This window comes from Pseudomonas sp. TWR1-1-3 (genome assembly GCF_049896805.1).
GTDB lineage: Bacteria > Pseudomonadota > Gammaproteobacteria > Pseudomonadales > Pseudomonadaceae > Aquipseudomonas > Aquipseudomonas bubulae.
The window spans coordinates 724,928-750,946 of the sequence record NZ_JAFCUZ010000001.1; the positions used below are offsets into that span (position 1 = coordinate 724,928).

The 26,019-nt window shown below is 58.0% G+C and carries 20 protein-coding genes and 1 riboswitch; of the genes, 12 read left to right on the forward strand and 8 right to left on the reverse strand.

The window, feature by feature from the left end:
* Positions 1-34 precede the first annotated feature (34 nt).
* Positions 35-244, reverse strand: a riboswitch (cobalamin riboswitch).
* 147 nt (positions 245-391) lie between these two features.
* The gene (locus ACP7BE_RS03265) at positions 392-757 is read right to left on the reverse strand and encodes a response regulator (RefSeq protein WP_095024740.1); all 366 of its coding nucleotides are present in this window, start codon (positions 755-757) and stop codon (positions 392-394) included.
* A 164-nt stretch (positions 758-921) separates the two neighbouring features.
* Here ACP7BE_RS03265 and ACP7BE_RS03270 point away from each other — a divergent pair, with 164 nt between their 5' ends.
* From ACP7BE_RS03270 to ACP7BE_RS03290, 5 genes are all read left to right on the forward strand, one after another.
* The gene (locus ACP7BE_RS03270; protein WP_095000640.1) at positions 922-4,398 is read left to right on the forward strand and encodes a response regulator; all 3,477 of its coding nucleotides are present in this window, start codon (positions 922-924) and stop codon (positions 4,396-4,398) included.
* Positions 4,399-5,214 carry a CheR family methyltransferase gene (locus ACP7BE_RS03275; RefSeq protein ID WP_095000394.1) on the forward strand — a complete coding sequence of 272 codons (816 nt, stop codon included), beginning with the start codon at positions 4,399-4,401 and terminating at the stop codon, positions 5,212-5,214.
* A gap of 17 nt (positions 5,215-5,231) precedes the next feature.
* Complete coding sequence (locus ACP7BE_RS03280) at positions 5,232-5,819, forward strand: chemotaxis protein CheB (protein ID WP_095000639.1); 588 nt, start codon at positions 5,232-5,234, stop codon at positions 5,817-5,819.
* Positions 5,813-7,006: a hybrid sensor histidine kinase/response regulator gene (locus tag ACP7BE_RS03285; RefSeq protein ID WP_095000638.1), complete on the forward strand. Its 1,194-nt coding sequence runs from the start codon at positions 5,813-5,815 to the stop codon at positions 7,004-7,006. Before ACP7BE_RS03280 ends, ACP7BE_RS03285 begins: the two co-directional genes overlap by 7 nt.
* A 66-nt stretch (positions 7,007-7,072) precedes the next feature.
* Entirely contained in the window at positions 7,073-7,450 is a 378-nt protein-coding gene (locus ACP7BE_RS03290) for a response regulator (RefSeq protein ID WP_095000393.1), read from the forward strand.
* 120 nt (positions 7,451-7,570) lie between these two features.
* On the opposite strand, the gene ACP7BE_RS03295 is transcribed toward ACP7BE_RS03290, so the two are convergent.
* From ACP7BE_RS03295 to ACP7BE_RS03305, 3 genes are all read right to left on the reverse strand, one after another.
* Positions 7,571-8,626 (reverse strand): tetratricopeptide repeat protein, encoded by a 1,056-nt coding sequence (locus ACP7BE_RS03295; RefSeq protein WP_095023583.1) that lies wholly within the window; start codon positions 8,624-8,626, stop codon positions 7,571-7,573.
* Between the two features lie 106 nt (positions 8,627-8,732).
* On the reverse strand, positions 8,733-10,628 hold the full coding sequence (mrdA, locus tag ACP7BE_RS03300) for a penicillin-binding protein 2 (RefSeq protein ID WP_095000391.1): 1,896 nt from the start codon (positions 10,626-10,628) through the stop codon (positions 8,733-8,735).
* A 274-nt stretch (positions 10,629-10,902) separates the two neighbouring features.
* Complete coding sequence (locus ACP7BE_RS03305) at positions 10,903-12,834, reverse strand: M60 family metallopeptidase (protein WP_176464262.1); 1,932 nt, start codon at positions 12,832-12,834, stop codon at positions 10,903-10,905.
* A 250-nt stretch (positions 12,835-13,084) separates the two neighbouring features.
* Here ACP7BE_RS03305 and ACP7BE_RS03310 point away from each other — a divergent pair, with 250 nt between their 5' ends.
* Positions 13,085-14,008 carry a 1-aminocyclopropane-1-carboxylate deaminase/D-cysteine desulfhydrase gene (locus ACP7BE_RS03310; RefSeq protein WP_426104717.1) on the forward strand — a complete coding sequence of 308 codons (924 nt, stop codon included), beginning with the start codon at positions 13,085-13,087 and terminating at the stop codon, positions 14,006-14,008.
* Here ACP7BE_RS03310 and ACP7BE_RS03315 read toward each other — a convergent pair.
* Together ACP7BE_RS03315 and ACP7BE_RS03320 are read right to left on the reverse strand one after the other, a co-directional pair.
* Positions 14,005-14,553, reverse strand: a complete 549-nt coding sequence (locus tag ACP7BE_RS03315) for a cytochrome b (RefSeq protein ID WP_095000388.1) — start codon at positions 14,551-14,553, stop codon at positions 14,005-14,007. The genes ACP7BE_RS03310 and ACP7BE_RS03315 overlap by 4 nt on opposite strands.
* 94 nt (positions 14,554-14,647) lie before the next feature.
* Complete coding sequence (locus ACP7BE_RS03320) at positions 14,648-15,604, reverse strand: DUF1853 family protein (RefSeq protein ID WP_095000387.1); 957 nt, start codon at positions 15,602-15,604, stop codon at positions 14,648-14,650.
* 101 nt (positions 15,605-15,705) lie between these two features.
* On the opposite strand from ACP7BE_RS03320, the gene ACP7BE_RS03325 reads away from it, so the two are divergent.
* The 6 genes from ACP7BE_RS03325 to pepN all read left to right on the forward strand — a co-directional run bounded on the left by ACP7BE_RS03325 (position 15,706) and on the right by pepN (position 22,338).
* Entirely contained in the window at positions 15,706-16,596 is an 891-nt protein-coding gene (locus tag ACP7BE_RS03325) for an NAD(+) kinase (RefSeq protein ID WP_095000386.1), read from the forward strand.
* Entirely contained in the window at positions 16,596-17,567 is a 972-nt protein-coding gene (locus ACP7BE_RS03330; RefSeq protein WP_095000385.1) for a metallophosphoesterase, read from the forward strand. Before ACP7BE_RS03325 ends, ACP7BE_RS03330 begins: the two co-directional genes overlap by 1 nt.
* Complete coding sequence (locus ACP7BE_RS03335; RefSeq protein ID WP_095018023.1) at positions 17,564-18,436, forward strand: rhomboid family intramembrane serine protease; 873 nt, start codon at positions 17,564-17,566, stop codon at positions 18,434-18,436. Before ACP7BE_RS03330 ends, ACP7BE_RS03335 begins: the two co-directional genes overlap by 4 nt.
* Before the next feature lie 144 nt (positions 18,437-18,580).
* Positions 18,581-18,841 (forward strand): YeaC family protein, encoded by a 261-nt coding sequence (locus tag ACP7BE_RS03340; RefSeq protein WP_016780738.1) that lies wholly within the window; start codon positions 18,581-18,583, stop codon positions 18,839-18,841.
* Complete coding sequence (locus tag ACP7BE_RS03345; RefSeq protein WP_095000383.1) at positions 18,838-19,668, forward strand: DUF2797 domain-containing protein; 831 nt, start codon at positions 18,838-18,840, stop codon at positions 19,666-19,668. The genes ACP7BE_RS03340 and ACP7BE_RS03345 overlap by 4 nt, the downstream gene beginning before the upstream one ends.
* Positions 19,669-19,680: 12 nt before the next feature.
* Positions 19,681-22,338 (forward strand): aminopeptidase N, encoded by a 2,658-nt coding sequence (gene pepN, locus ACP7BE_RS03350; RefSeq protein ID WP_095018021.1) that lies wholly within the window; start codon positions 19,681-19,683, stop codon positions 22,336-22,338.
* A 50-nt stretch (positions 22,339-22,388) separates the two neighbouring features.
* Here the strand turns inward: pepN and ACP7BE_RS03355 are convergent, their stop codons facing one another.
* Complete coding sequence (locus ACP7BE_RS03355) at positions 22,389-23,624, reverse strand: alkaline phosphatase family protein (protein ID WP_138738037.1); 1,236 nt, start codon at positions 23,622-23,624, stop codon at positions 22,389-22,391.
* A 156-nt stretch (positions 23,625-23,780) separates the two neighbouring features.
* Positions 23,781-25,895 (reverse strand): TonB-dependent siderophore receptor, encoded by a 2,115-nt coding sequence (locus ACP7BE_RS03360; RefSeq protein ID WP_095018019.1) that lies wholly within the window; start codon positions 25,893-25,895, stop codon positions 23,781-23,783.
* Positions 25,896-26,019 lie beyond the last annotated feature (124 nt).

A 26,019-nucleotide genomic window follows, 5' to 3' on the forward strand; every position in this document is an offset into this window, starting at 1 on the left:
GCAGGGTTTAACAGCGCCCGCCCACCGCGGGTTTGTTATTCGAAATAATCAGGCCGGTCTCCGGGCTTGCGAGGGGCTCATGGGCTGAACCTGCAAACATCTCCTTCCCATGCCAGTGGCACAGTGGACGTGATGTTTCTCTCGCTTACCGTTGCGGGGGCAGCGCCGGACTTGTCAGGCAAAAGCCTGACGCACCGGTTTCCCGTTTCACCCTGTGAAGGGCACCTGATACAAGATGTGTAGGAAACCACAGCGCTGTGGGGCCGTCAATTGCAGAGGTATGCCTGGCTTTTGATTTTCATGTGTGTGGCTTGCCTGCGATGCGGGTAACGCGGTCTTTCAGGGGCACCGCAGTGACGCGATCGCGAGCAAGCCCGCTCCCACAGACTTCTCATGCATTGATCAGCATGCTTTTGACTTTTGCGCGCAGTTGGTCAATGGAGAAAGGCTTGCCGATCACCGCCATGCCTTCTGCAATCTCCAGGGTCTCGGCGTAGCCGCTGGCAAACAGCACTGGCAATGTCTGGCGCAGTTCGCGGGCCTTGGCAGCCAGTGTGCGGCCGTCCATTCCCGGCAGGCCAACGTCGGTCATCAGCAGGTCAATGTTACGGGCTGTGTCCTCAAGCAGTTCCAGAGCGCGCTCGCTGCCATCGGCTTCAAGCACGCTGAACTCCAGTTCTTGCAGTACATCAACGATCAGCATGCGAACAATGGCGTCGTCTTCGACCACAAGGATGGTGGAGGGTGTTGCGGACATAATCATGATCTCGATAAAAATTTAAGCGCAGTTGCCACAGCGAGTAAGCATAGCCTTCACCTGCCTCCCTATGTGTGTAAAAACGTATTTAAAGGTAAGAAATTAGAACTATTGCTCGATAATCCGGCAAACTCCAGTTTTTTATGACTGTCACGGGCCTGAAAATGAACGCACCTGCATCAATCGACGAGCGAAGCTTTCGCAAGCTCCTGAGTCGCAACGTCGGTTTGCCTTTGGCCGTCGGTGTGCTCAGTGCTGCATTGTTTGTGGTTATGGTCAGCTATTTGCTGTCGGTGATCAGGTGGGTCGAGCACAGTGATCGGGTCATCAGCAATGCCAATGACGCGGTGCGCCTGACGGTCGACCTCGAAACCGGCATGCGCGGTTTTCTCATCACCGGTGATGAGCATTTCCTCGACCCCTATGCCGTCGCCAAGCCGCAAATCAATGTGCAATTAAAAGGTTTGCAGGAGCTGGTCAGCGATAACCCCCAGCAGATTGACCGCCTCAAGCGTCTTGAAGCGTTGCAGGATGAGTGGAATGTCTACGCACAGTCGATGGTCGACCTGCGCCGCCAGGACGGTGACTACCGTTCGGCAGTGCAGGCCGGACGCGGCAAGCGCCTGAGTGATGAAATCCGTAAGGAATATGACGATTTTATTCAAATGGAGCAGCAGCTGCGCATGGCGCGCAGTGAAGACGTCAGCCGTACCACGATTATCTGTATCGCCCTGTACCTGTGTTTTGTACTGGGCTTGAGCGGCTTTCTGGCCTATGTAGGACGTCGAGATTTAATAGAGCTTTCAAATAGTTATAACAATGTCTTCGAGTCGCAGATCAAGACTGCGCAGCGCCTGGAGCAGCAGGCGTGGTTACGCAACGGTCAGACTGAACTGGCCGAACAGGTGCTGGGGCGTCTGACCCTGAATATGCTGGGGCGCAATATCCTGCAATTCTGCGCCCAGTATCTGGGGTCGGTGGTGGCGGCGGTTTACGTGCGTGAAGATCATGGCGGCCTGAAGCGTGTAGCCAGCTACGGTTTTTCCCGTGAGCAAGAGGTACAGGACCAGCTGATTCACAACGACGAAGGCATCGTCGGGCAGGCCGCGCAGCAGGACAAGCTGATTCGTCTGGACAATGTGCCTGCCGACTACAGCCTCAAAGTAACCTCCGGGCTGGGCCAGGGCAGCCCGCACAGTGTGCTGGTGGTACCGACCAGTGATGATGACCGGGTCAACGGGGTGATTGAGCTGGGGTTTCTGCGCCCGCTGAGCGCGCGCGATATCGAGCTGTTCGAACTGATTGCCGACAATATCGGCACTTCGATCGAAGCTGCCCGCTATCGTCAGCGCCTGCAGGAAGTGCTGGCCGAAACCCAGCAGCTCAACGAGGAGCTGCAAGTCCAGCAGGAAGAATTGAAAACCGCCAACGAAGAACTCGAAGAGCAGTCGCGCATCCTCAAAGAGTCGCAAACCAGCCTCGAAACCCAGCAGGCCGAACTTGAGCAGACCAACGAAGAGCTGGCTGGCCAGCGTGACGCGATGGATCGCAAGAACACCGAGCTGAATCGGGTCCAGATCCAGCTTGAAGACCGCGCGGATGAGTTGCAGCGCTCCAGCAAGTACAAGTCGGAGTTCCTCGCCAACATGTCCCATGAGCTGCGCACGCCGTTGAACAGCTCGCTGATTCTGGCCAAGCTGCTGTCCGAGAACCCGCAGCAAAACCTTAGCGCAGAGCAGGTGAAGTTTGCCGAGTCGATTTACTCGGCGGGCAATGACCTGCTCAACCTGATCAACGACATTCTGGATATTTCCAAGGTCGAAGCCGGCAAGCTTGAAGTGCGCCCCGAGAACACCAGCGTCGGGCGTGTGGTTGAAGGCTTGCGCGGGATGTTTCAGCCACTGGCAGGTGAAAAATCCCTGGGCTTTGACGTGCAAGTTCAACCCGGCACGCCGCCGATGATCTACACCGACAGTCAGCGTCTGGAGCAAATCCTGAAAAACCTGCTGTCCAATGCGGTCAAATTCACCGAGAAAGGCCAGGTCAGCCTGGTCGTGTCCCGTGAGCCGGGAGAAGGAGTGGCCTTTGCTGTGACCGATTCGGGCATAGGCATCGCCGCGGATCAGCAGGAAAGCATTTTCGAAGCCTTCCGCCAGGCTGATGGCACCAGCAACCGCCGCTACGGCGGAACTGGCCTGGGCCTGTCGATCTCCCGCGACCTGGCGACCTTGCTCGGTGGTTCGATCACGGTCAGCAGCGAGCCGGGGCAGGGCAGCACCTTTACCCTGGTGCTGCCGGAGCAATATGTGGAGTCGGCCGAGGAGTTGGCGCAACTGTCCGCCACTGCCGCGCCACGGCCAGCACCCGCGGCCCTCAGGTCTCAGCCGTTACCCGTCGTTGTGCCACCGGTAGAGATTGCGCGCTTTATGGATGATCGCGAGCAGGCGCCGTTTGCCACGCGTTGCATCCTGGTGATTGAAGATGAGCCCAACTTTGCGCATATCCTCTTCGATCTTGCTCATGAACTCGGCTATCGTTGCCTGGTCGCCCACGGTGCCGACGAAGGTTTCAGCCTGGCCGCACAGTTTATTCCCGATGCCATCCTGCTGGACATGCGCCTGCCGGACCACTCGGGGCTCACCGTGTTGCAGCGCCTCAAGGCCCTTGCGCCGACCCGGCATATACCGGTGCATGTGATTTCCGTCGAGGATCGGGTCGAGGCCGCGATGCATATGGGCGCGGTGGGCTACGCGGTCAAGCCGACCACCCGTGAAGAGCTGAAAAACGTCTTCGCCCGCCTGGAAGCCAAGCTGACCCAGAAGGTCAAGCGCGTGCTGCTGGTAGAGGACGACGATCTGCAGCGTGACAGCATTGCCCGCCTGATCGGCGACGATGACATTGAAATCACCGCCGTAGGTTTTGCCCAGGAGGCACTGGACCTGCTGCGCGACACGATCTACGACTGCATGATCATCGACCTCAAACTGCCGGACATGCTCGGCAACGACTTGCTCAAGCGCATGTCCACCGAGGAAATCTGCTCGTTCCCGCCGGTTATTGTTTATACGGGGCGTAACCTGACCCGCGATGAAGAGGCTGAACTGCGCAAGTATTCGCGCTCGATCATCATCAAGGGCGCCCGCTCACCGGAGCGCTTGCTCGATGAAGTGACATTATTTCTGCACAAAGTTGAATCTCAGTTGTCCCATGAGCGGCAAACAATGCTCAAGACCGCCCGCAGTCGCGACAAGGTGTTCGAAGGGCGCAAGATTCTGTTGGTGGATGACGATGTACGCAATATCTTTGCCCTGACCAGTGCACTGGAACAAAAAGGCGCCATTGTGGTGATCGGCCGTAATGGCCGCGAAGCCATCGAACGCCTGGATGAAGTTGAAGACATCGACCTGGTGTTGATGGACGTGATGATGCCGGAAATGGATGGCTACGAGGCCACCGTCGAAATTCGCAAGAACCCGCGCTGGCGCAAGCTGCCAATCATTGCGGTGACGGCCAAGGCGATGAAGGACGATCAGGAGCGTTGCCTGCAGGCAGGCGCCAATGATTACCTGGCCAAACCTATCGATCTGGATCGACTGTTTTCGTTGATCCGGGTCTGGCTACCGAAAATGGAACGACTCTAAGTGCAACGAAACACCGATATCGAGTTACGGTTGCTGATTGAAGCGATCTATCTCAAATACAGTTACGACTTTCGCGATTACTCCGGCGCTTCGATCAAGCGCCGGGTCAATCATGCATTGCGTCAGTTCGATTGCCAGACCATTTCGGCCTTGCAGGAGCGCATCCTGCATGACCCTACGGCCTTTATGCAGTTATTGCAGTTCCTGACCATTCCAGTGAGCGAGATGTTTCGCGATCCGGAACACTTCCTGGCCATTCGCCAGGAGGTGGTGCCCATCCTCAAGACCTACCCGTCGCTGAAAATCTGGATTGCGGGGTGCAGCACCGGTGAGGAGGTTTACTCCATGGCCATCCTGTTGCGCGAAGAAGGCTTGCTGGATCGCACTATCATTTACGCCACTGATATCAACCCGCGGTCTCTGGAAAAAGCCAAGCAGGGGATTTTTTCCCTGGAGAACATTCGCGCCTATACCCACAACTACCAGAAGGCCGGTGGTCAGCGTTCGTTTGCCGATTACTACACCGCCGCCTACGACTACGCGATTTTTGACAAGACGTTGCGTGAGAACGTGACCTTTGCCGACCACAGTCTGGCAACGGACAGCGTGTTTTCAGAAACCAATTTAATTTCATGCCGTAACGTATTGATTTACTTCAATAAAGATTTACAAAACAGAGCCTTTGGCCTGTTTCATGAATCGCTCTGCCACCGTGGCTTTCTGATGCTGGGCAGCAAGGAAACCCTGGATTTTTCGAACTACAGCAAACAGTTCACCCCGGTGCTCAAGCAAGAACGGATCTACCGCAAGCTATGACAGCCCGGCACAGCCTGATGGCTGCACACAGACCAGTAGAAGCCGTGGTGATCGGTGCCTCGGCGGGCGGGGTCGAAGCCTTGCTGGCCCTGCTGGGCGATTTGCGACCTGGCTATTGTCTGCCGATCATCGTGGTGTTGCACTTGCCCGACGAGCGCCGCAGCCAGCTGGCGGAAGTGTTTGCCAAGCGCGTGGCCCTGCCGGTGCGGGAGGTTCAGGACAAGCAGCCGATCGAGCCGGGTACCTTGTATTTTGCCGCGCCCGGCTACCATGTCTCGGTGGAGCAGGATCAGAGTTTTTCCCTGAGCCAGGAGGAGAGGGTGCATTTTTCGCGACCTGCGATTGATTACCTTTTTGAGTCTGCGGCCGACGTGTATCAACAACGCCTGGCCGCGATATTGCTCACAGGTGCCAATCGCGATGGTGCGCTGGGGCTGAGCCAGGTCAAGCAGGCGGGCGGCCTGACCATTATCCAGGACCCGGACGAAGCCCATGTATCGACCATGCCCCGCGCAGCCCTGGAGCTTTTTCAACCGGACTGCATCCTTCCCTTGCGCGGCATTGGCCGTCTGCTTGTCGAGCTGGAACATATCCAATGCTGCTAAATGATATTCAAGCCAAACTGCTGATCGTCGATGATCTGCCGGAAAACCTGCTGGCCCTTGAAGCGCTGATCAAGCGTGAGGATCGCCTCGTCTACAAGGCCCTGTCTGCCGACGAGGCGTTGTCGCTGCTGTTGCAGCACGAGTTCGCAATGGCCATTCTGGATGTGCAGATGCCCGGGATGAACGGTTTTGAACTGGCCGAGATGATGCGTGGTACGGCCAAGACCAAAAACATCCCCATCGTGTTTGTCAGTGCCGCCGGCCGTGAGATGAACTATGCCTTCAAGGGCTACGAAAGCGGTGCGGTAGACTTTCTGCACAAGCCGCTGGATATCCATGCGGTCAAAAGCAAGGTCAGCGTGTTCGTTGAGCTGTATCGTCAGAGCAAGGCCATGAAGCAGCAGGTCGAAGCGCTGGAGCAGAGCCGCCGCGAGCAGGAGACCCTGCTGGCGCAGCTCCAGTTGACCCAGGTGGAGCTGGAGCATGCTGTGCGAATGCGTGATGACTTTATGTCGATCGTCTCCCATGAGGTGCGAACGCCGCTCAACGGGCTGATTCTCGAGACCCAGCTGCGCAAGATGCACCTGGCCCGCGACAACGCCGCGGCATTTACCCTGGACAAAATGCAGGCCATGGTCGAGCGTGACGAACGCCAGATCCAGAGCCTGATTCGCTTGATTGAAGACATGCTCGATGTGTCGCGTATTCGCACCGGCAAGCTGTCTATCCGCCCTGCGCCGGTTGATTTGGCCCAGGTCGTTGCACAGTTGCTGGAGAGCTTCTCCGCACAGATCAGCGCAGCGCAATCAAGCGTCAACTTCACGGCGGTGCAGCCGGTGGTGGGGCAGTGGGATGAGTTCCGGATCGAGCAGGTAATCAGCAACCTGCTAACTAATGCCCTACGTTATGGTGCGAAAAAGCCCATTGAGGTATCTGTTTACATTGACGACGATCAAGCCGTGGTCGATGTGCGCGATCAGGGCATCGGTATCAGCGAAGCAAACCAGCAGCGGGTTTTTCAGCAATTCGAACGGGTTTCAGCCAGCCATGTCACTGCAGGTCTAGGCCTGGGGCTGTTTATCTCGGAGCAGATTGTGGCTGCGCACAGCGGCACCATCAGCGTGCAGAGTACATTGGGTGAGGGGGCATTATTCAGGGTTTGCCTGCCGTTGGTACAAAAGACATAAATTGGGCGCAACCTATGACCGCGCCTGGGGTCATACTGGCAGCGATGGCATGAATTAAGGTTTCCTATGAGTGAAGATGCGCAAGATGTTGTTTTGATTGTCGAAGACGATCCTTCAATCCTGATGGTCCTGAGCGCCTATCTGTCGGGCGAGGGCTACAGGGTCTTGCAGGCCGAAAACGGCGAACAGGCGTTCGAGATCCTGGCGAGCAAGCCGCATCTGGACCTTATGGTTACCGACTTCCGTTTGCCGGGGGGGATTTCCGGGGTACAGATCGCCGAGCCTGCGCTCAAGCTGCGCCCGGACCTGAAAGTCATTTTTATCAGCGGTTACCCGGCCGAGATCCGCGACACGGGCAGCCCCATTACCCTGACGGCGCCGATCCTGGCCAAGCCGTTCGACCTCGATACCTTGCAGGCGCAGATCCAGAAGCTGCTGGCCTGAGCATCTGATTCATGCCGAAACCTGTGGGAGCGGGCTTGCTCGCGATGGCATCACCCGCGCCCCTCAGACAGGCCGGCTTGCCTGCATTGCGAGCAAGCCCGCCACTGCAGGTTCAGTGCTTCACAAGCCCTGCTGCAACGCCGGGTCATCCGGGTTTTGCTGCTCCAGTTGCGCGAGCAGCACCTGCACATTCTGCAATTGCCCGGCCTCCTTCCAGTAGCGAATCAACAACACGCGTGCCTTGCGATTGGCAGGCTGGCGTTGCAGCAGCTCTTCGAGCTGACGTTGCGCGGCTTCCAGTTGGTCGAGGTCGTGCAGGGCTGTGGCCAGTTTGTAACGGTAATCACTGTTGTCGGGCTCCAGCTCCACGGCCCTGGCAAGGCCAAGCAGGGCGTACTCGGTCTGGCCGTGATTGAGCAGCCAGATGCCCAGGGCATGCTGCAGATAGGCTGAGTCAGGATGGGCTTGAAGTTGTCTGGCCAGCAATTGCCGGGCCTGGTCGGCTTTGCCGCGCTTGTCCAGCAGTTCGATTTGCGCGACGACAGCCTTGAGGTTGTCGGGGTCCAGGCGGGTGACTTGTTCCAGTGCAGCCTGGGCGTCGTCCAGCTGGCCTTCATGCAGGTACAGCCGGGCAAGTTGGCCTTGAGCCTGCGGATCATCGGGGCGGGTCTTGAGATCGCGTTCGAATTCGTCGACCACTTGCTGCAAGGGGCCGAAGTACAGCCCCTGTTCATCTGGCGACAGACCAAGCAGGGCATTGGCAGCCGCAAAACGCACACTCTGTTCGCTGTCATCGAGCAATGGTCCCAGCAATAGCGTGCGCTGGGCGTTGGGCACCAGCCCGACTATGCTCTGGATCGCGGCTTTGCGTACCAGGGGTGAAGGATTATGCAAATCGGCGTCGGCCAGCTTGAGCGCTTGCGGGCTCGGGTAGTTGGGCAGTTCGGCATGCAGGCCCGCGCGGCGGGTATCGGTCAAGTCGGTGCGAGCCAGTTGCTGGTAAAGCACGCGGGCTGCACCGGGTTTGCCGTTATGGGCCATATCCAGTGCGATGGAGTAGCGCTGGTTTACCGAAGGAGTAGGGGCGGCAGGATCAGGGCGCATCGAATACCAGAGGCCGCCGGCAACAAGTGCTGACACAAGGCTGATTACGAGGTAACGGCGGGGCTGGGTCATCCAATATCCAGAAACAGGCATGCATATGGGGTGCAAGAGTGGGTGACTCGCGAGCTTGAGTCAAATCGCCATGGCCACCCTCACCCTGAGGGCGAGGGTGCGGCTTTCAAACATGCGGCGTGGCATGGCCCTTGACCTGCGGGCTGGCGTACTGCGGCTTGAGCAGGCCCTGGTTGTCCAGCAACCAGGCATCCATCACCTTGCGCACCACCGGGCCGGCCACCCGGCCACCGGCTTCGCCGTTCTCGATCATCACCGAAATCACGATCTGCGGATCTTCCGCCGGGGCAAAGCCAACAAACAGGGCGTTGTCCCGATTGCGCTCGGCGGTCTTGAGGCGGTTGTAACGCTCGCCCTGCTTGATTGCCACCACCTGCGCCGTACCGCTTTTGCCGGCAATCCGGTATTGCACGCCCTGGGCTGCTGCCCGGGCAATACCGCGCGGGTCGTGCATCACCAACTGCATGGCGTGATTGACCTGATCCCAGTCCCGCGGATCACGCAGCACCAGATTGGGGATCGGGTGTTCATCCACCGGCGGCGTACCGTCCACGGTCCTGGCCAGGTGCGGACGGTTCCATACGCCCTTGTTGGCAATCAGCGCGGTGGCCTGGGCCAGTTGCAGCGGGGTAACCTGCATATAACCCTGGCCGATGCCCAGGATCACTGTTTCGCCAGGGAACCATGCTTGACGGCGGGTGCTGCGCTTCCACTCGCGGGACGGCATCAGGCCAGATGACTCTTCAAACATGTCCAGCGAGACTTTTTGCCCCAGCCCGAATTCGGCCATGTAATCGTGCATGCGGTCAATGCCCAGCTTGGATGCCAGGTCGTAAAAGTAGGTGTCGTTGGAGCGCATGATCGCCGCGTTCAAATCCACCCAGCCGTCACCACTGTGGTTCCAGTTGCGGTATTTGTGGTCGACATTGGGCAACTGGAAATAGCCGGGGTCAAACACCCGGGTCGAGGCGGAAATTACGCCGCTGTCCAGCCCTGCAATCGCCACCTCGGGCTTGATGGTCGATCCCGGTGCATACAGCCCGCGCAGGGCCCGGTTGAACAGCGGTTTGTCGATGGAATCGCGCAAGCCCGAGTAGTCCCTGGAGCTGATACCGGTCACGAACAGGTTGGGGTCGAAACTCGGTTTGCTGACCATCGCCAGCACCTCGCCGGTTTTCGGGTCCAGGGCAATGATCGAGCCACGGCGGTCGCCCAGGGCATCCTCAGCGGCTTCCTGCAATTTGATATCCAGGCTCAGCACGATGTTCTTGCCCGCCACCGCATCGGTGTGGCGCAGCACGCGCATGACCCGGCCCTGTGCATTGGTTTCGACTTCTTCAAAACCGACCTGACCGTGCAGTTCGTTCTCATAGAAGCGTTCGATGCCGGTTTTGCCGATCGATTGGGTGCCACGGTATTGAGTGGCATTCAGCTGCTTGGCTTCTTTCTCGTTGATGCGCCCGACATAACCGACTGAGTGGGCAAAGTGATCGCCCTGCGGATAGTGGCGTACAAATTGCGCCTCGACATCGATACCCGGCAGGCGGAACTGGTTGACGGCCAGCAGGGCGATCTGATCTTCCGTCAGCTCGTACAGCAGGGTTGAAGGGTCAAACGGATGGCGCGCCTGTTTCATCGCCTTGGCAAATACGGCGCGATCTTCTTCGGGCAAGTGCAGGATGCTGATCACCGAATCCAGCACCTTGGCGGTATCGCCAGCCCGCTCGCGGGTGATGGTCATATTGAAGCTGGGCTGGTTATCGGCCAGCAGCACGCCGTTGCGGTCATAGATAAAACCGCGCTCCGGGGGGATGGGCAACACGTGCACCCGGTTGTTCTCGGAGACCGTGGAGTTGTAGTCGAACTCGGTGACTTGCAGAAAATACATGCGACCGATCAGGGCGCAGCTGATAGCCAGCACCAGCGCCGCACAGGCGATCAGTCTTTTATTGACCAGCCGTTTTTCGGAATCGTGATCTTTAAGAGGGATCGGCTCAGGCATATCCGGGGTGTCTCGCGTCAGAAAACAGATAGCAGCAGCCAGCAGGTCGTTAGCTGGCTACGAAATTCGGCGCACACCTTACCAAGAAGCCTGTGCTTGAGTCAGTTTATTGGCCGAAATGTGGATGAAAGCCGACGGGCAGTGGGCCTGCTGAGTGGCTTTGGACTCCGACCAAGAAAGCGTGTAGTCCTCTCCTCCCTTCGAGCGAAAAGGACTACAGTCAAGCCACGCTTAAGCTGGCAGGGATACACGTGCCCGCAGACTGTTAATACATTTATTGAAATGTATCAGCCACTGTAAACGGGATATCCAGTTGGGCACCCCAGGCAGGTAACTTCCAATCCCTTGCAGCGAGTTGAATACGGCCTCTTAGGTTGCCTTTAAGCCCAGGATTGTCTTGAGGGTGGTATTCGATGTTCCAATAGCTGTAACCCGGTTGAGCACAGCCAGTCGCGGAGTTTAAAGAGCGTTTTGCACAGCCCCCGTTGCTGCGTGTGCCCCGGAAGGTGAGGTAACTGATTTTATTTGATTGATCCCAGGCAGGCACGATCAGTTTCGTGTAGTTGGAGTCTGCCCATGTCAAGTCCACAGGGCCTTCATTGATGTTGTATGCGACGTATGCAATATTTTTTGCACTACCATCCTGCATCTGACCATGTGTTGAACTTGCACTGTTTGCCGCGATAGCCCAGTTATTGCGGGTGTCAGCTCCTACAGGTTGTAAAGGTTGTGCCAGTTCCATGTTTGCGATGGTCTTGCTGGCTTCGGCTGAGTAAGCCACCCCCCATTTGTCGAAAAAGCTTCTTAGGTCACGGCCGGAAAAACGACTGGCATTGACAACGAACCAATCTTTTTTCTTGGCGTTGGTATTGAAAGCAGTCGCGTTGTCTGCATAGTTGAACTCTTTACGAAAAGCTTTTCCAAGTTGGGGGTAAAGGTTCTCATAGGAGGCCGCCAATTGGTTGAACATGACCGAGCGATTAAAGTCTCCTCCTTCAATTGCGCCGTCAAAGTTATAAGCCTTGCCTGATTTTAAATAGTTGCCCACGGATTCCCGATCCCAGGTTTTGTCCGAGTAGGCAGCGCCCGGATGACAGTCCTTCAATTCATACGACCCTTGAAGGCGACGGCAAGCGGCGACTGAGTAAAGGTTGACCGTAACTTCCGAGAGCCCCCCCCACGTCCATCCGACCTGATTCATGTGGCCGTATTCATGCCAGTAACCCCATGAGGTGGGAACGGCAGCTCCGCCAAAGTTGATCTTGATGAGTCCCTGGCCACCTGATGCACTGCAACATGCAGCATAAGAAGCATTGATCAAGCCTGGCGTGGGCAAGTCGAGCGGGGCCGCTATCGACTGACTGTCAAATCCATTGAGCCGGTCGTTTACCAGTGTCATGAGCAGGTGCTCGCGCATTAACCGCATAATGTCAATGTTCTTGTTGCGGTTAGCGACTTTAGCTGGCATGTAGAAGCGGGTCCGCCCGTCGAATAACAGCACCTCTCCTGATGGATTGGGCTGTTGGCTGAGGGTTGTTTTCCATTCTTCTTTTGTTGTTATGCCAAAAATAAACATCGGTACATGTTGTGCATTGCCCTTGTTGACGTGTAGGGGAATCATTTTTCCGGCGTTCTGCATGTCGCGTGTCGGGTCTTGGCACGAAAGCAGCAGAGTCCCATTTCTGGAGGCTGTGTAAGTGACCGTGTACTCGGTCGGGGCAGCAGGGAGCCTGAGCTCATCATGTAAACTTGAAGGCACATTGAAGTCTGGGATGGTCCAGGCACTGCAAGTTATATTGCTGTCGGATGGGGTTCTTGTGATTTCTACAGACTGTGAGGTGCTCAAAAATACAGGGGTAGTAAAAAAACCATGCCTGCCATGCATGCTTGTCCTGTTTCGTCCATTAGTATGACCTTCGGTTACAGGGACTTTGTAATTTCCTGAGGTGTCGCCAGTATATTGCTCTAGTGTTTTGCGGATCCAGTAGAGGGGTGTCAGAGGATCATTGCTGTCTGTGAGGGCCTTGTCGGGATCGCTGTTCAATAATTGTGGTGAAAGGTTGAATTCTGCCAGGGCTTCGACGAATCCGGGCTTTGACTCGTGACTTCTCCACCACAGTGTTTGCTCCTGCGCTAGAGCAGGGGTGAATGCACTCAAGGAACATAGGCTGCCAAGTAACATTGCGCTAATACAGTTGATGTTCATATCTTTCGGTCTTTTCATAGTTGTTTGTAGGGAAAGATACCGGCGTAGTCTGCCAGCTCCCTCAGATTGCATGAGCTTGGTCTTGGGGAATAGAGTTTTTTTCTTGTGATTTAGTAGGCATTTTAATGTTGTAGTCGTAAGTTGTAGGTAAAGTTAGCCAGGCTTGATATGTAAGCGGCCTGTATCAAAAAGCATGTTGAATACGGGGCAATGAAGTAAAATCCCTGTTTTTAGAGGAAATCGACCCTTAATGCTGTCTCTGATCGACTCCTACCCTCATGCACCTTTGCAGCCTTTAAACGTAGAGTGGCTGCAGCAGGCCGGGATCGAAGCAGCCGTATTGCGGCTGGACCTTATCGACCCGCTGATCAGCGGCAACAAGTGGTTCAAGCTCACTGACCATTTACGCAGGGCACGGGCAGCAGGGGCTGACGGGCTGATCAGCCTGGGCGGCGCCCATTCCAATCATTTGCATGCCCTGGCAGCTGCCGGCAAGCGTTTTGGCTTTGCCACCGTGGGGCTGTTGCGCGGTCACCCTCAACAAACCCCCACCACGCTCGACCTTGAGCGCTTTGGCATGCAACTGCACTGGCTGGGATTTGCCGGGTATCGGGCGCGGCATGAACCGGACTTTTGGCAACCGTGGCAGGCCCTGTACCCGAACCTGCATCAGGTGCCCGAGGGTGGCGGCGGGCTGGCGGGGGCCCTGGGTTGCATGCCGTTGGTAAGCAGGGTGCGCGAGCAATTGGCGACTATAGGTTGGCAAGATTACGACGCTTGGTGGCTGGCCGCGGGGACCGGCACCACCCTGGCCGGGCTGGTGCTGGGCGAGGAGGGTAGGCGTCGGGTATATGGCGCGCTGGCGGTTCCCGAGGACCACGGCGTGGCCCCGCAGGTTGAGGCCATTTTGCAGGCTGGCGGGTTGCAGGAGCGAAATTTTGAGCTGGTCGATGCCAGTCGTGGCGGTTTTGCCAAGGTGGACGACGCCTTGCTGGCGTTTATGCGGGCCAATGAAGTGGCCAGTGGCATGCCACTGGAGCCGCTTTACACGGCCAAGGCTTTGATGGCACTGGCCCAGGCGGTTGAAAAGGGGGTCATTACACGGGGAATGCGTGTGGTGTTTGTTCACACCGGCGGCCTGCAAGGCCGCCGGGGGTTTGACCTGGGGCTTTAAGAACGCCCGGGCAACATGCGCAGCAAAGTGTTGTCCTTGATCAGATAGTGATGCCCCAGACCGGCCACGGCATGCAGGCCGATCAGCCAGTAACCGATGGTACCGCCCAGTTCATGCCAGCTCTTGATCTGCTTGGCGAAGTCCGGGTCCTTGGCGGTCAGGGGCAGGATATCGAAACCATAAAAGTACACCGGCTTGTCGTTGTAGCTCAGCACCAGGTAACCCAGCACCGGCATGGCGATCATGAACAGGTACAACGCCCAGTGCATCAAAGTGGCCAGAGCGGTCTGCCAGGCGGGTGGTGTCGGGGTGATTTTCGGCGCAACGCCCAGGGTTCGGGCCAGCAGCCTTAGCCAGACCAGTGCAAACACCGTCAACCCGAGCATGAAGTGCGCATCCTTCATCAGGTTGCGCCCGTCGCTGTCCTTGGGGAAGATCCCGCGAAACTCGATCGAGGCGTAGATCAATATAAACAGCAGCACCATCAGCCAGTGCAGGGCGATGGACATCCGGCTGTAGTGATGGGCGGTGCTTTTCCAGGTCATGGTGGTTCCTCACGGTTCAGGTCTAAAGTCCCCGTTCTTGTTGACGGAGTTCCTTTACTCTAAGTGGCTTGAGCAATCTTGCACTTGAGATGTGTCAGTTTTCAGGGCTTCCCGGCACATTAGGCCAAAGATCGGAAACCAGAAACAGGCGTTCAGCCTCTTCCCAGTCGCCCTCATCGTTTTCAGTCAGGCGAACCAGCAGCTGCGCCGGTGCTTGCGGGTGCAGTTCTGCCAGCCAGATATCCAGCTGTTGTGCCGCCCATATCCCCTCAGGACCATAGCGCGCCGGAGCCAGCCAGGCATGCCGGGGCAGGGGTTGCCAGCAACCGGTGGCGCTCTGGCGGATAAACGCCGGCCAGTCGCGCTGATGCAACCAGCGCCCGCGTAGGTGTTGCGGGTTGGCACCGGCTGGTGGTCGGGCCTGTCCTGGCCACGGATACAGCAGGTAGCCGCCAAGCCACAAATGGGCGCTGAACGCCTGCACATCCAGCCCGGCCAGCACTTCACGGCTTTCCGGGCGGCTGGACATGGGTAGCTGGTGCTGGCAGAAATGCTTGAGCTTGCGGTCCAGGCGGTCATTGCTGCCGGGGCCTAGCCATTGCGCAGGGTCTGCGCCATCACCGTCCTGGGGGCCGAGGTAGAGTTTGATCGCCAGTTCCAGATGATGCACGCCGTCGCGGTCTCGCAGCACTAAATCGAGCTCACCCAGGGTATGCCCGCCCAGGCGGATCGGCAGGTTCGCGGCAATCAGCTCGACGCCCGGGGCATGCTGCACTGCAAACTGCCACAAGCGCTCGTAATAGCGCCCCAGGCGTCGGGTGGTGGCCAGTTCGAGCCAGTGCAGGAGTGGTTGGCAGTTGCGGTCCAGCTCGCGCAGCCAGTGCTCCAGTTGCTCCGGCGCCTGGACCCAGTCGCTGCCTGCCAATGGATGGCGTTGGGGCCAGGGGGTATGGGTCAGCATCGGTGGTGCGAGGATCACCCACGCCAGATCGCGCACCTCGGGGTGGCGCAATTGATGGGGCAGGTTGAGCAAGTCGGGGAAGAGGGTCATTGTGCGAGCATAGCCGTTCACGGGGCTGAAAGGGTTTTGTCTATCGTCGTCTTTCGCCCATAATCGTTATTTTCGCACGCATAGAATCCCGCAGGAGCCCCATGGAGCAATTTCGTAATATCGGCATCATAGGTCGTCTGGGCAGCTCGCAAGTGCTCGATACGGTTCGCCGACTGAAAAAATTCCTGCTCGAGCGGCATATGCACGTGATCCTTGAAGACACGATCGCCGAGGTGTTGCCCGGTCACGGCCTGCAAACTTCGTCACGCAAAATGCTTGGCGAAGTCTGCGACATGGTGATTGTGGTCGGCGGCGATGGCAGTTTGCTGGGCGCCGCCCGCGCGCTGGCCCGGCACAATGTACCGGTGCTGGGTATCAACCGTGGCAGTCTGGGCTTTCTGACTGATATCCGTCCCGATGAACTGGAAGTCAAAGTTGCTGAGGTGCTTGACGGCCACTACCTGGTTGAAAACCGTTTTCTGCTGCAGGCCGAAGTGCGCCGTCACGGCGAAGCCATCGGCCAGGGCGATGCCCTCAATGATGTGGTGCTGCACCCGGGCAAGTCCACGCGCATGATCGAGTTCGAACTGCATATCGATGGCCAGTTCGTCTGCAGCCAGAAGGCCGACGGCCTGATCGTGGCCACGCCCACGGGCTCAACGGCCTATGCCATGTCAGCGGGCGGCCCGATCATGCACCCCAAGCTCGACGCGATCGTGATTGTGCCCATGTACCCGCATACCCTGAGCAGCCGCCCGATCGTGGTCGATGGCAACAGTGAGTTGAAAATAGTGGTGGCCAAGGACATGCAGATCTACCCGCAGGTTTCGTGTGATGGTCAGAACCACTTCACCTGTGCGCCGGGCGATACCATCAACGTCAGCAAAAAAGCGCAAAAACTGCGCCTGATTCATCCTTTGGACCACAACTACTACGAAGTGTGTCGGACCAAGCTTGGCTGGGGTAGCCGACTGGGCGGCAGGGCTGACTGATGCTCGATCCAGCGCGCAGTTACGATCTGATCGGTGACGTGCATGGCTGTGCTCATACCCTTGAGCACCTGCTGGAGCGTCTGGGCTATCGAAAACTCGCCGGTATCTGGCGACACCCGCAACGGATGGCGGTGTTTCTGGGTGACATTATTGATCGCGGCCCGCGCATTCGCGAGTCGCTGCATATTGTCTACGACATGGTACGCAGCGGTCAGGCCCTGTGCCTGATGGGTAACCATGAATTCAACGCGCTGGGCTGGTGCACACCCGCGCCAGCCGGAAGTGGCAAGCAGTTTGTGCGCGAGCACACGCCGCGCCATGCCCGGCTGATCCACGAAACCCTCGAACAGTTCGACAAGTATCCCGCTGAATGGCGCGAGTTTGTGCAGTGGTTTTACGACATGCCGCTGTTTGTCGATGCCGGGCGCTTCCGGGTGGTACATGCCTGCTGGGACAGCGAAGTGATCGCCACCCTGCGTGCGCAATACCCCGACGGCTGCATTGACGAGGCCTTCTTGCAGGCCGCGGCGGTGTCGGACAGCTTTGCCAGCCTGAGCTTCAACCGCCTGTTGCGTGGCACTGACATGCGCCTGCCGGGGGGCATGACCCTGACCGGTGGCGACGGCCTGACGCGGGCATTCTTTCGCACCAAGTTCTGGGAAGACGACCCCAAGACCTACGGCGATATCGTTTTCCAGCCGGATGCGCTGCCTGAACGGGTGGCACAGCAGCCGCTGTCCTCCACTGAAAAAAGTGCCCTGTTACGTTACGGCATTGATGAACCGCTGTTGTTTGTCGGGCACTACTGGCGCAGCGGCCGGCCCGCGCCGATCCGTCCGAACCTGGCGTGCCTGGATTACAGCGCGGTGTTGTACGGCAAACTGGTGGCTTATCGCCTTGACCAGGAAACCCGGCTCGATCCGGACAAATTTGTATGGGTGAATGTAGATCGCCCTGAGGCCATTCAATGAGTGTTGTAGCGGTATTGCGTTTGCCGTTGTCTGTGGACCTGAGCGGTTTTGTTGCTTTGCTGCGGCGCATGCAGGTGCCCCATCGGGTCAGTGAAGAGGCAGGCGAGCAGGTGCTGTGGGCACCTGAATCCATTGCCGACGACGTGCGCAGCCTGTACCAGCGTTTTCCGCTGGGTGACCCCGATCACGCCTTACCCGTTGTCGAACGGCCGCAGGCCATGGCCCGCCCGGGTTTTGCGCAGCAGCTGCGCGATAGCCCGGCCACAGCCATCGTGTTGCTGCTGTGCGTAATCGTGGCCGCGGTGACGCAACTGGGTGACAATTTGTCGGCCCTGAGGTTTTTCACGTTTCTGGACTTCAGCATTTATGGCCAGTACATCGACTTTGTCCCCTTGTCTGACAGCCTGGCGTCCGGGCAGTGGTGGCGACTGTTTACGCCGATGTTGATTCACTTCGGTTTCCTGCATATCGCCATGAACGGCATGTGGTACTGGGAGCTGGGGCGGCGCATTGAAATGCGCCAGGGCAGCGTCAACCTGATCGGCCTGAGCCTGTTGTTCAGCCTGGTGTCCAACTTCGCCCAGTACCTGGTGGGCGGCCCGAGCCTGTTTGGCGGGTTGTCGGGGGTGTTGTACGGGCTGTTGGGGCATGTCTGGATCTATCAGTTGATGGCGCCAAACCCCCTGTATAACCTGCCGCGCGGTGTGCTGGTGATGATGCTGGTGTGGCTGGCATTGTGCATGTCGGGGCTGGTGTCGATGATCGGCTTTGGCCAGATCGCCAATGCCGCCCATGTGGGCGGACTGGTCATCGGTTGCCTGACCGGCTTGCTGGGCGGGCTTTGGGCGCGGCGCAGGCAGGCTGTATAAAGTTTCGAATTGTCGCGTGGGAGCGGGCTTGCTCGCGATGGGTTCAACCCGTTGATTCAGATGCACCGAGTTGCCTGAATCGCGAGCAAGCCCGCTCCCACAGATAGAAATGCCATCTGATTTTTAAAGAGCGGAAACAGAACCATGTCCTCTTTCAACGAAATGATTCAAAACATCACCCCCGAGATCTACCAGAGCCTGAAACTGGCCGTGGAAATCGGTAAATGGGCGGACGGCAACAAACTCACTGCCGAACAGCGCGAGCTGTCGTTGCAGGCGATGATTGCCTGGGAAGTGCAGAACCTGCCTGAAGACCAGCGCACCGGTTATATGGGCCCGCAGGAATGCAGCTCGAAATCGGCGCCGGTGCCCAACATCCTGTTCAAGTCGGATGCCATCCATTGATTGAGATTGGTCGCGGTGCAATCAGCAAGATGTCGGCAAGCCTGGAAACGCCGACCGTTCAATATGCGTTCCGTTTGGGCGATACCGAGGTGCCGGTCAATCCCTTGATTGGCACTAAACTGCGTCTGGAATACCTGGGGGAGATCAACTGCTCTCACTGCGGGCGTAAAACCAAGAAGAGCTTCAGCCAGGGCTACTGCTACCCGTGCATGACCAAGCTGGCACAATGTGATGTGTGCATCATGAGCCCGGAGCGTTGCCATTATGACGCGGGCACTTGCCGTGATCCGTTGTGGGGCGAGCAGTTCTGCATGACCGATCATGTGGTGTATCTGGCCAACTCCTCCGGGGTCAAGGTGGGCATTACCCGTGCCACCCAGTTGCCGACCCGCTGGCTCGACCAGGGTGCCAGCCAGGCATTGCCGATCGTGCGCGTGGCGACCCGTCAGCAATCGGGGTTTGTCGAAGACCTGTTCCGCTCGCAAGTGGCTGACCGGACCAACTGGCGTGCACTGCTCAAGGGCGACGCAGCGCCGGTAGACCTCGCCGCAGTGCGTGCGCAACTGTTCGAGAGTTGCGCCGAAGGCCTGCACACCCTGCAGGAACGTTTCGGCCTGCAAGCGGTACAGCCTTTGCATAGCGTCGAGCCCATCGAGATTTGCTACCCGGTCGAGCAGTATCCGACCAAGATTGTCAGCTTCAATCTGGATAAAGATCCGATCGTCGAAGGCACGCTGATGGGGATCAAGGGCCAATACCTGATCTTTGACACCGGCGTTATCAATATCCGCAAATACACGGCCTACCAGCTGGCCGTGCATCAGTAAAAGGACTCCAGCATGCGCACCGAACAACCGCAAATGATCTACCTGAAGGACTACCAGGCGCCCGATTACCTGATCGACGAGACGCACCTGACCTTCGAGTTGTTCGAGGATCACACCCTGGTTCATGCGCAACTGCTGATGCGCCGCAACCCGGCCCGTGGCGCCGGCCTGCCGGCCCTGGCGCTGGATGGCCAGCAGCTGGAGCTGCTATCGGTCAGCCTCGACGATATCGAATTGACCGCCGAGGATTATCAGCTCAGCGACAGCCACCTGATCCTGCACCCGACCAGCGAACAGTTCGTGGTCGATACCAGCGTGCGCATCCACCCCGAATCCAACACCGCGCTGGAAGGCCTGTACAAGTCCGGCGGGATGTTCTGCACCCAGTGCGAGGCCGAAGGCTTTCGCAAGATTACCTATTACCTCGACCGCCCGGACGTGATGAGCAAGTTCACCACCACCGTGGTGGCCGAGCAGCACAGTTACCCGATTCTGCTGTCCAACGGTAACCCGATCGCCAGCGGCCCCGACGAAGACGGCCGGCACTGGGCAACCTGGGAAGACCCGTTCATGAAACCGGCGTACCTGTTTGCACTGGTGGCCGGTGACCTGTGGTGCGTCGAAGACACCTTCACCACCATGAGCGAGCGCAGCGTGGCGCTGCGCATTTATGTCGAGCCGGAAAACATCGACAAGTGCCAGCACGCCATGACCAGCCTGAAAAAATCCATGCGCTGGGACGAAGAGACCTACGGTCGTGAATACGATCTGGACATCTTTATGATCGTGGCCGTCAACGACTTCAATATGGGCGCCATGGAGAACAAGGGTCTCAATATCTTCAACTCCAGCGCCGTACTGGCCCGCGCCGAAACCGCCACCGATGCCGCGCACCAGCGGGTCGAAGCCATCGTCGCCCACGAGTACTTCCACAACTGGTCGGGTAACCGCGTGACCTGTCGCGACTGGTTCCAGCTGTCGCTCAAGGAAGGCTTCACGGTGTTCCGTGATTCCGAGTTCTCGGCCGACATGAATTCGCGCACCGTCAAGCGCATCCAGGACGTGGCCTACCTGCGCACTCACCAGTTCGCCGAAGACGCCGGCCCCATGGCCCATGCCGTGCGCCCGGAGAGCTTTATCGAGATCTCCAACTTCTACACCCTGACCGTTTACGAGAAGGGTTCTGAGGTGGTGCGCATGATCCACACCCTGCTGGGCGCCGAGGGTTTTCGCAAAGGCAGTGACCTGTACTTCGAGCGTCATGATGGCCAGGCGGTGACCTGCGACGACTTTATCAAGGCCATGGAAGATGCCAATGGCGCCGACCTGAGCCAGTTCAAGCGCTGGTACAGCCAGGCAGGTACACCGCGGCTGGCCGTCAGCGAGCACTACGATGCGCAACAACACACCTATAGCCTGACTTTTGCGCAAAGCTGCCCGGCAACTCCGGACAAGATCGAAAAACTGCCGTTCGTCATTCCGGTCGAACTGGGCCTGCTGGACGCCGGGGGTAGTGAAATTGCCCTGCAACTGGCGGGCGAAGCTGCGGCCTCGGGCACCAGCCGCGTGCTGTCAGTGACTGAAGCCGAACAGACCTTCACCTTTGTCGGCATCAACGAAAAACCGCTGCCGTCCCTGTTGCGCGGGTTCTCGGCACCGGTGAAGCTGAGCTTCGATTACAGCCGTGACCAGTTGATGTTCCTGATGCAGCACGACAGCGACGGGTTCAACCGTTGGGATGCTGGTCAGCAACTGGCGGTGCAGGTGCTGCAAGAGTTGATTGCACAGCATCAGCGCGGTGAAGCACTGGTCATGGATCAGCGTCTGGTCGAGGCGTTGCGCACGGTGCTGGGCAATGAGCAACTGGATCAGGCAATGGTGGCAGAGATGCTCTCGCTGCCGGGCGAAGCCTATCTGACCGAAATCAGTGACGTGGCCGATGTCGAAGCCATCCACGTTGCCCGCGAGTTCGCTCGCAAGCAACTGGCAGACAGCCTGTTCGACGCCCTGTGGACGCGTTACCAGGCCAACCGCGAAGTGTCCAAAGCCACGCCTTATGTGGCTGAAGCCGAGCACTTTGCCCGTCGCGCACTGCAAAATATCGCGCTGTCCTACCTGATGCTCAGCGGCAAGCCGCAAGTGTTGGCAGCGGCGCTGGAGCAGTTCGAGCACAGCGACAACATGACCGAACGCCTGACGGCGCTGGCCGTGCTGGTCAACTCGCCCTACGAGGCGGAAAAAGCTGCGGCGTTGGCCAGTTTTGCCGAGCAATTCAAGGACAACCCGCTGGTCATGGATCAATGGTTCAGCGTGCAGGCGGGCAGCACCTTGCCCGGCGGTTTGCAGCGCGTGCGCGAGCTGATGCAACATCCGGCGTTCACCATCAAGAACCCGAACAAAGTGCGGGCCCTGGTGGGTGCCTTTGCCGGGCAAAACCTGATCAACTTCCATGCTGCGGACGGTTCGGGCTATCGTTTCCTGGCGGACCTGGTGATCGAACTGAATGGTTTCAACCCGCAGATTGCCTCTCGGCAACTGGCGCCGCTGACCCGCTGGCGCAAGTACGACGCTGCGCGACAGGCGCTGATGAAGGCAGAGCTTGAGCGCATCCGCAGCTCGGGCGAACTGTCCAGCGATGTGTTTGAAGTGGTCAGCAAAAGTCTGGCGTAACGCCTGGACGTAAAAAAGGCGCTGTCCGAGTGATCGGGCAGCGCTTTTTTTTATGGTTTTTTGTCGCCCAGAGTGATCAAGCGTGACACAGGCACTTTATCAATCACTGCCGTGTAATTGACTGGCCCTTTGAGTTCCTTGATGTCGTTGTCGATATAACCACGCCGGGAGTAGTCGACAGAGGCGATTTGCTTGCCATTGCGATAAATGTGCACGGGCTTGTCTGCGCTCCCATCGCCATTCCAGGTCAGATTCACCTGTGCTGCGTCAGGCGCTAACCGGGCAGAGAATAGCCTTGCACCCAGAGGCCCGGTCAGGGGCAGACCGTCCATGGCATGCCGGGCAGGTACGGGCTCGATGCCAAAATGGGCCAACAGGGTCGGAGTAATATCCGCCTGGCTGGCAAAACCGTAGAGGTTGTCGTGGCCCGGATTGTCCGGATTGGTGATGGGGCGGGTAAGTTGCTCGTTGGCGGGTTTGTTGAGTGCGATAAACGTGGTTTTCTCGCTCAGGGTTTGGGCGCCATGATTACGCCCATCGGGCAGGCGCCGGCCATGATCAGTTGTCACCAGTACTAGCCAGTCTTCATCGGGGTTGCTTTGTTTACGGCGCTTGAGTGCCGACAGTAACTGGCCGACCTTGTCGTCGACGCCCTGGATTGCGGTCTGATAGCGGGTTGAAAAACCGTATCGATGGCCGACATTATCAGGCTCGTCGAAGTGCGCGAAAACCAGGTCCGAGCGACCATATTCAAGCTCATAGCTGGCCTTGTCGGCGACGCATTGATCGACGTCGGAGCATTTGATGGCAAGGTCGATAAAGCCTTGGGCAATATCATCGGCGAAGTTGTTGTTGATGGTATTCCAGCTGACAATGCTGCTCGTCTTGCGTTCAGGATCCGCCTGCTTGAGTTGCTTGAACAGGCTGGGCGCTTTGTTGCGCCATGCGTTGTTGTTGGAGGGGACTTTATGTCGGTCTACCCAGGTGCCGGTCAGTATTGTCGTCCAGCCCGGGCCGCTACCGGTAGTTTGCTCTGTCGCAGTTCCGTCAATCCCTCCGATGTAACTTTTGGCGGGGTTCAGGCCGGCAATATGGGGGGCCATATTATTTTGAATGGCTTGCTGAAGTTTTTCGTATTGCATGCCGTCGACACCAATCAACAAGGCCTTGTGGCTTTTGTAGTTTTGGGCGTCGGAGGTATCAGGGGGCGCGGCATGGGACAACATGACGGTGAATGTCAAACCCAGGCCGGTAGCGATAGATAAAGCAATATGGGTATGGCTCATGGCAGATCTCACTCAGTGAGTTGAACACGAGACGAATATGTAAGGGCTGTATGTCACTGACATTACGTTATTGCCAGCTTTAAATGCAGGATATTTCAGTACCCCGCACGTTCATACGCAGTTCATGTCGGGCCAGGGAACTGGCCCGGCACTTCATCAGAACTTCCAGCTCACCGATGCCGTGACGTTGCGCGGGGAGCCGTAGTTGCTTTGCCCGTAACGTACGCTTTGCAGGTATTTCTCGTTGGTCAGGTTGTCGAGGTTGAGCTGGGTGCTCCAGTGCGGGTCGATATCATAGCTGGCCATCAGGCCCACCAGCATATAGGCAGCCTGGTTTGCTGCCGGGGTGTCGTCGTTCTCGACCTTGCTTTGCCACTTGAGGCTGCCGCCCACTTTTACCTGCGGTGCCATCGGCAGCTTGTAGGCCATGGAGGTGGTCAGGGCATTGCGCGGTATAAACTTGCGCCCGCGGTTGTTGTCGGCATCGGTGATATAGACGTAGGTATAGCCCCCGCTGATTTGCAGGCCCGGCGCCAGTTCGCCCGAAGCTTCCAGTTCTACACCGCTGCTCTTATACGACATGCCGTCATACAGGTAACCGCCCAGGGAAGGGTTGAAACCTGAGTAGGTGGCAACGTTATCCTGCTTGGTATGAAATACCGCTGCCGAAACGTCCAGTTTCTTGTCCAGCAGATGCCCCTTGATCCCGGCCTCGTAGCTCTTGCCTTCCAGCGGGTCGAGCACCTGGCCCTGGGTATTGAGGTAGTACTGCGGGTTGAAAATCTTGGTGTAGCTGGCATACAGCGAGTACTGCGGCGTCAGGTCATAGACTACGCCAGCGTACGGGGTGACTTTGCCATGAATGCTCACGTCCCGCCCCGAACCGTAGTTTTCACCGTCGCTGTCGGCACTGAGCATGCGCGCACCGACGATCAGGTGCAGGTCGTCGGTAAGGCTCAACCGTGTACCGGCGTAGAGACTCTTCTGGCGGTCGGTGTAATTGGAGGTCGCGTCGGCATTGGCCATGTTGTAAGCAGGCTTGGGGATGACGCCGTTGAGGGCATCTTCCAGCGACACCGGGGTGTAGTACGAGGAGGTGCCGTACAGCGAGGTTTCCTGGGTACGGGAACGGGCCACGTTGGCGCCGAAGGTCAACTGGTGCTCGCGGCCGCCCAGGCTGAAAGGCCCGCTGAACGAGAGGTCGCCATCCAGCTCGCGGGTCTTGCCTTTGTAGTTGGAGGCCAGCCCGGTATAGCCGGTGCTAGAGGCGCTGTTGGCATAGATGTAGAACATGTCGGTGTCTTCGCGATGCTCCATGGCGGTTACGGTCAGCGTGGACTTCCAGTCATTGGCGAAGTGGTGCTGCCACTCGGCGAAGGCGCGACTGGTGCGTACATCCCAGTACACCCAGGGCTGGGCAATGTTGGCACTGGTGCTGCTGTAGTGCAGGGCGTTGCCGCTGCTGTCGGTTAGCGGCAGGGAGCCCCAGCTGGCACCGTTGGCATTGCTTTTCTGGTCTTCATAACCGACGGTCAGCGTGTCGTCGTCACTCAGGTCGAAGGCGAGCATGCCACTGAAGATGTTCTTTTCCCGGGAATAACGATCCAGATAAGAGTTGCCCACTTCGTTGGCATAGATCACTCGCCCGCGCACATTGCCCGAATCGGTCAGCGGCCCGGAGACGTCGAGATCGACCCGGCGCTTGTCCCAGGAGCCGGCGCTGACGCTGACCTTGGCCTCAGGCTCATAGGTGGGGCGTTTGCGGATAAAGTTAACCGTGGCCGACGGGTTGCCAGTGCCGGTCATCAGGCCGTTGGCGCCGTGCAAGACATCAACCTGCTCGTAGGGTGCGGTGTCGATATCACCCACCAGCACGCCGCCGGTGAGCCCCATGCCCATGCCGTCGTACTGGAAGTTGGTGATGTCGAAACCGCGGGCAGTGAAGTAAGTCCGGTCGGTCTCGACCTTTTGCACGTTGACTCCGGGGGTACTGTCCAGCACATCGCGAATACTGTTGAGCTTGAAGTCGTCAAGTTGCTCGCGCTTGATGCTGGTGATGCCCTGGGGTGTTTGCCCGGCGGTGAGGTTCAATCGCGTCGTAGTGGCGGCGGGTTTGGCTTGATAGCCCGGTGGTGCATCTTCACTGTCGGCGGTGCCGGTGACGCTGGTGGAAGGCAGGTTCAAGGTGTATTCGTCGGCTGATGCCGAATTGAGCATGCCCAGTGCGACAAGTGTAAGGGCGGACGTCGGAAGGCTGAACAGTGAGCGCATGATCTGCGGATACTCCGGGCTGGAACTGCGTAAACGAGAATTAGTTACAAAGTTTTACATTTGTGCAAATGATAATCAATGCTCTTAACTATTCTTTACGCATTGTTGCAAAATCCTTGCTGCG

Excerpts from the sequence above, each read along its gene's own strand:
- pepN (WP_095018021.1), top strand. The coding sequence starts at position 19,681 with ATGCGCACCGAACAACCGCAAATGATCTACCTGAAGGACTACCAGGCG.
- ACP7BE_RS03280 (WP_095000639.1), top strand. The coding sequence starts at position 5,232 with ATGGCTGCACACAGACCAGTAGAAGCCGTGGTGATCGGTGCCTCGGCG.
- ACP7BE_RS03330 (WP_095000385.1), top strand. The coding sequence starts at position 16,596 with ATGCTCGATCCAGCGCGCAGTTACGATCTGATCGGTGACGTGCATGGC.
- ACP7BE_RS03325 (WP_095000386.1), top strand. The coding sequence starts at position 15,706 with ATGGAGCAATTTCGTAATATCGGCATCATAGGTCGTCTGGGCAGCTCG.
- ACP7BE_RS03305 (WP_176464262.1), bottom strand. The coding sequence starts at position 12,834 with ATGAACATCAACTGTATTAGCGCAATGTTACTTGGCAGCCTATGTTCC.
- ACP7BE_RS03355 (WP_138738037.1), bottom strand. The coding sequence starts at position 23,624 with ATGAGCCATACCCATATTGCTTTATCTATCGCTACCGGCCTGGGTTTG.
- ACP7BE_RS03270 (WP_095000640.1), top strand. The coding sequence starts at position 922 with ATGAACGCACCTGCATCAATCGACGAGCGAAGCTTTCGCAAGCTCCTG.
- ACP7BE_RS03315 (WP_095000388.1), bottom strand. The coding sequence starts at position 14,553 with ATGACCTGGAAAAGCACCGCCCATCACTACAGCCGGATGTCCATCGCC.
- ACP7BE_RS03335 (WP_095018023.1), top strand. The coding sequence starts at position 17,564 with ATGAGTGTTGTAGCGGTATTGCGTTTGCCGTTGTCTGTGGACCTGAGC.
- ACP7BE_RS03265 (WP_095024740.1), bottom strand. The coding sequence starts at position 757 with ATGTCCGCAACACCCTCCACCATCCTTGTGGTCGAAGACGACGCCATT.
- mrdA (WP_095000391.1), bottom strand. The coding sequence starts at position 10,628 with ATGCCTGAGCCGATCCCTCTTAAAGATCACGATTCCGAAAAACGGCTG.
- ACP7BE_RS03360 (WP_095018019.1), bottom strand. The coding sequence starts at position 25,895 with ATGCGCTCACTGTTCAGCCTTCCGACGTCCGCCCTTACACTTGTCGCA.
- ACP7BE_RS03290 (WP_095000393.1), top strand. The coding sequence starts at position 7,073 with ATGAGTGAAGATGCGCAAGATGTTGTTTTGATTGTCGAAGACGATCCT.
- ACP7BE_RS03320 (WP_095000387.1), bottom strand. The coding sequence starts at position 15,604 with ATGACCCTCTTCCCCGACTTGCTCAACCTGCCCCATCAATTGCGCCAC.
- ACP7BE_RS03340 (WP_016780738.1), top strand. The coding sequence starts at position 18,581 with ATGTCCTCTTTCAACGAAATGATTCAAAACATCACCCCCGAGATCTAC.
- ACP7BE_RS03295 (WP_095023583.1), bottom strand. The coding sequence starts at position 8,626 with ATGACCCAGCCCCGCCGTTACCTCGTAATCAGCCTTGTGTCAGCACTT.
- ACP7BE_RS03310 (WP_426104717.1), top strand. The coding sequence starts at position 13,085 with ATGCTGTCTCTGATCGACTCCTACCCTCATGCACCTTTGCAGCCTTTA.